The sequence below is a fragment of the uncultured Thiodictyon sp. genome, assembly GCF_903828115.1.
Classification (GTDB): domain Bacteria; phylum Pseudomonadota; class Gammaproteobacteria; order Chromatiales; family Chromatiaceae; genus Thiodictyon.
The window spans coordinates 1-3517 of sequence record NZ_CAIKKU010000565.1 but is presented as its reverse complement, the minus strand read 5'-3'; the positions used below and the strand labels follow the sequence as shown (position 1 = coordinate 3517).

Genomic DNA, 3517 nt, shown 5'->3' with positions numbered 1-3517 from the left:
GGCCGCGGAGCAGGAGCGAACGGCAAAGGAGCAGGCGCGGGCGGACGCGGAACAGGAGCGGGCCGCCAAGGACGAAGCCTTGGCCGAGAACGAGCGGCTGAAGCGCTTGCTCGCCGACAAGCCGCAACCGTCTGACCCCGGGATGGGGTAGTGATCTCGGCTAGTGCCGACGTTTTACCACTTCACAGCCACGGGATATTGGGCAATCAGCGGGTCCGGACTGAGGATGAGCGCCTGCCGGTTGATCGCCTGGAAAAGTGGAAAAGGGGTCAGATCCATTTTTCCGTTTTTCATTTAAGAATCATACGGTCGCGTTTCTTTCCACACGCGGTGCGCGCCCAGGATGGGACCTTGCGGCACCCGCATCAAGGCCAACAAGGTCGGTTCTTGCCGCGGGGTCCGGAACCTGCTGGACCGGTTTCAAACCCGGTCCAGTACCGACGACCAGTCCCCCAGAGCCTAAAGCTCCAGCCGCCAAGCCCCACCGACCGGGCAAGTATTCGCCGGACAGCTGCACCCGGAAGTCATAGGCTTCATCCTTGGGCACGGCCGACCAAGGCCGGGGACGGGGCGCATGCCCCGTCCGGCGCGAGAGTCCGAACATCCGGAGGCCGACCTGCGCCGCATCATCCGCGAGGAGTTGGCCGCTCAGGGTTGACCCTGGTGCCGCGCGACATAGTCCCGCAAGACCGCGTCCATGCGTGTCTGCCAACCCGCGCCGGTGGCCTTGAAATAGGTCACGACCTCGGGGCTATAGCGCACGGTTACCGCTACTTTGGTGGGGCGCGGTTGCGGGCCGCGCTGGTCCCGGCGCTGGTCAGGGCCGCGGCGCGCCGCCAACTGCTCACGCAGTTCACGCAACGAGTGGCTACTGATGGCATGCTCCCAATCCTGCGGACGCGTGGGTGGGTTGTCCGTGTCCGCGACCGGCTCCAGGGGGGCGGCGGCAAGGGCTGCAGCGACTTGGTCAGGACTAAACAAAGGCGTCGAAATAGCGTTGTGTTTCATGCTTATCACCGTACCGGCAGGAAATCAGGTGCGGTCCGGCCGCACGCTCCGTCCACACCAACACGACCACCCGCCCACACAGCCAGCCGAGGCTTTTCAACCGCTGCTCGCCGTAGGCGGCGCGGACATCCTCGTCAGTCAGCATCGGACCATCAAAAATCGCCTCGCAACCGGCGAAGTCCAGCCCGTGGTCGCGGATGTTGCGCAGGCGCTTGGGTTCGTCCCAGGTAATCACTCGTCAAGCCTAGTGACAGTCAGACCGGGCTGTCAATCCGGAAATTGAGGAATAGGGAGGAATAGGGGTCAGAGCTGAATGGCGCTAAGTTAAGCAGCTAACCTCGCAAACACAGTAGCTTACGCGGGAAAAGGGTTCAGAGCCCTTTTTCTCGGCGCTGGCCAGGGCCGGATTGGTTGTCGGCGGCCCCGGGTCGGCGGCCGTGACCAGACCGGGGCCCAGGATCAGGGCCGACAGGACGGACAAGTGGATCAGCGTCTTTGCGAACCGAGGTGCCATAGTCTTCGCTCTTCTGTGGTGCCCGACGGACGGGGGAATCATCGCCGTAGGCAGTATAAAGGAAGCCCGGCGGATGGGCTGAGCGAGAGCGATACCCGTTTTCAACGATCGCGGCGCAACGATGGGCAGCGCGGCGCTCCGCAAGGTCCGAAACCTTCGGGACGGGGTTGCAAGACCCGTCCCGCTCGGGTGTCGCGCCATGCTTCAAACCCTCTCCCGAACACAGAACGGCATCAAATCGGCAAGTAGGCGATGCGATTGACCACGCGCCGGACGGGGCATTCGTCCCGTCCGCAACGTTTGTGCGGGCTCGCGAACCAGCACCACGCTTCGGCGAAGGGATAAACCTCCGGGACGGGGCGAATGCCCGTCCCGCCCGCGGGAACCGGGTAGCGCAAACGCCCCGACGCCTGGCGTTGGGCCGTGCGATCCTGCCCCGCGGCCTTGACCCGCAGGTCTAAGCGGCCTATCTTGCGAAGACGGCAACAAATATACCTTGACTAAACCCAGGATCTACGCATGGTCGATGCAGCACTGATTTCACAGGTGCGGAAACTGGACGTGGCCGATCGGATCGAACTGATCCGCACCGTTTGGGAGACCTTCGATGAACCGGATCTGGCCATTACGGAAGCAGAAAAAGCCCTCTTAGACGCGCGCTTGGCCGACGCGGAAGAAAACCCTACGGACCAGAGCCCTTGGCCGGAGGTTCAGTCCCGGCTGTTGCGGCAGTTACCGTGAGCTATCGCGTTGTCGTCCGACGCAATGCAGAACTTGATATTGTCGGCGCCATGAACTGGTATGAAGAGCAGCGTATGGGCTTAGGGTCCGATTTCTACGCGCAGTTCAGCCGCACGATTGAACGGCTGGCGGATAGCCCGCTGATCTACCCGGTGGTATATCGCGAGGTGCGCAGAGCGGTCTTACACCGGTTTCCATACCCGCGCCGGACGGGGCATGCGCCCCGTCCGCGACGTTTTGTCCGGCCTCGCGAACCAGGCAGACGCCCGGCGGCTGAGGGGCGTCCGGTAGGCGGTCAGTTGGTGCGGTGGCCGTGGTCGATGGCGTGAGTCTTGATCCAGTCGCGCAAGGCTGCATCGATGCGCGTTTGCCAGCCCGAGCCGTCAGCCTTGAAGAAGTCCAGCACATCAGGGGAGAGCCGGATGGAGATCAGGGTTTTGGTGGATTCGGCCTTGGGGCGACCTGGCCGCACGAGCGGACGCAGTTCGGACATCTCTTCGTCGGTTAATTCGTAGGTGTCCGGATCGGCCGCGATCCCTGCGCGGATGCGTGCCTCTTCCTCTGGGCTCGGCAGGTCGAACACCCGCCCTGACTTAGATGTGACGTGCATACTCTCGAACCTCTCTCGGGGTGGCTTTGCGCAAACTGATGATGCGGTGAACCTGATCTTGTTGCGTGAATACGACGCAATAGAGCGCCCGACCGATGGGAAATTGGGCCAGGCTCGAGTAGCGCAAACAATGGTGCTGAAAGCATTCCCCTCGATATTTGGGAGATTGAGTATACTGTCCCTGGAATTTCGAATTTCAGGGTCGAGGTCCAACTACTCAATCACCGCGACCTGCCGGCGCGTATCCTCTACGGCTGGGCGAACCTCTATCGTAGCCAGATCAAGGAGGGCGAGAGCTATCGCAAGCTGCGCCCCACTTACGCGATCTGGCTGCTGGGTCAGACCCTGCTGCCGGATGACCCGGAGTATGCCCACGAGTTCCGGTTGCGCGACCAGCACGGTCGCGTCTTTCTGGACCACGGCGGTATCTGGCTGCTGGAGCTGAGCAAATTCGCCGCCGATGCGGTCCAAACCGAGCAGCAACGCTGGTTGAAGTTCTTCAACGAGGCCGAGCGCCTGGACGCGGATGCCCTGCCGGCGTGGATGCAGACCCAAGAGATGAGGCGAGCCATGAACACCCTGAAGGCATTTTCCGAGCAAGAGCACGCCTACCATGCGTACCAGGCGCGGCAGGACTATTTGCG

The 3517-nt window shown here is 62.5% G+C and carries 5 protein-coding genes and 1 pseudogene; 2 read left to right on the top strand and 4 right to left on the bottom strand.

The annotated features are described in order from the left end of the window. Positions 1-648: 648 nt before the first annotated feature. The 3 genes from QZY48_RS21175 to QZY48_RS21165 all read right to left on the bottom strand — a co-directional run bounded on the left by QZY48_RS21175 (position 649) and on the right by QZY48_RS21165 (position 1522). The gene (locus QZY48_RS21175; protein ID WP_295434887.1) at positions 649-861 is read right to left on the bottom strand and encodes a BrnA antitoxin family protein; all 213 of its coding nucleotides are present in this window, start codon (positions 859-861) and stop codon (positions 649-651) included. Between the two features lie 112 nt (positions 862-973). After that, positions 974-1243, bottom strand: coding sequence for a BrnT family toxin (locus QZY48_RS21170; RefSeq protein ID WP_295434885.1), 270 nt, complete (start codon positions 1241-1243; stop codon positions 974-976). 84 nt (positions 1244-1327) lie between these two features. Then, the gene (locus QZY48_RS21165) at positions 1328-1522 is read right to left on the bottom strand and encodes a hypothetical protein (protein ID WP_295434883.1); all 195 of its coding nucleotides are present in this window, start codon (positions 1520-1522) and stop codon (positions 1328-1330) included. Positions 1523-2041: 519 nt separating this feature from the next. On the opposite strand from QZY48_RS21165, the gene QZY48_RS21160 reads away from it, so the two are divergent. Further along, the gene (locus QZY48_RS21160) at positions 2042-2263 is read left to right on the top strand and encodes an addiction module protein (protein ID WP_295434881.1); all 222 of its coding nucleotides are present in this window, start codon (positions 2042-2044) and stop codon (positions 2261-2263) included. Positions 2264-2558: 295 nt separating this feature from the next. Here the strand turns inward: QZY48_RS21160 and QZY48_RS21155 are convergent, their stop codons facing one another. Further along, complete coding sequence (locus QZY48_RS21155) at positions 2559-2873, bottom strand: BrnA antitoxin family protein (protein WP_295434879.1); 315 nt, start codon at positions 2871-2873, stop codon at positions 2559-2561. A 195-nt stretch (positions 2874-3068) separates the two neighbouring features. Between QZY48_RS21155 and QZY48_RS21150 the strand changes: the two are divergent. Beyond that, positions 3069-3517, top strand: a pseudogene (locus QZY48_RS21150) (Rpn family recombination-promoting nuclease/putative transposase); the annotation flags it as partial.

Excerpts from the sequence above, each read along its gene's own strand:
- QZY48_RS21155 (WP_295434879.1), bottom strand. The coding sequence starts at position 2,873 with ATGCACGTCACATCTAAGTCAGGGCGGGTGTTCGACCTGCCGAGCCCA.
- QZY48_RS21160 (WP_295434881.1), top strand. The coding sequence starts at position 2,042 with ATGGTCGATGCAGCACTGATTTCACAGGTGCGGAAACTGGACGTGGCC.
- QZY48_RS21165 (WP_295434883.1), bottom strand. The coding sequence starts at position 1,522 with ATGGCACCTCGGTTCGCAAAGACGCTGATCCACTTGTCCGTCCTGTCG.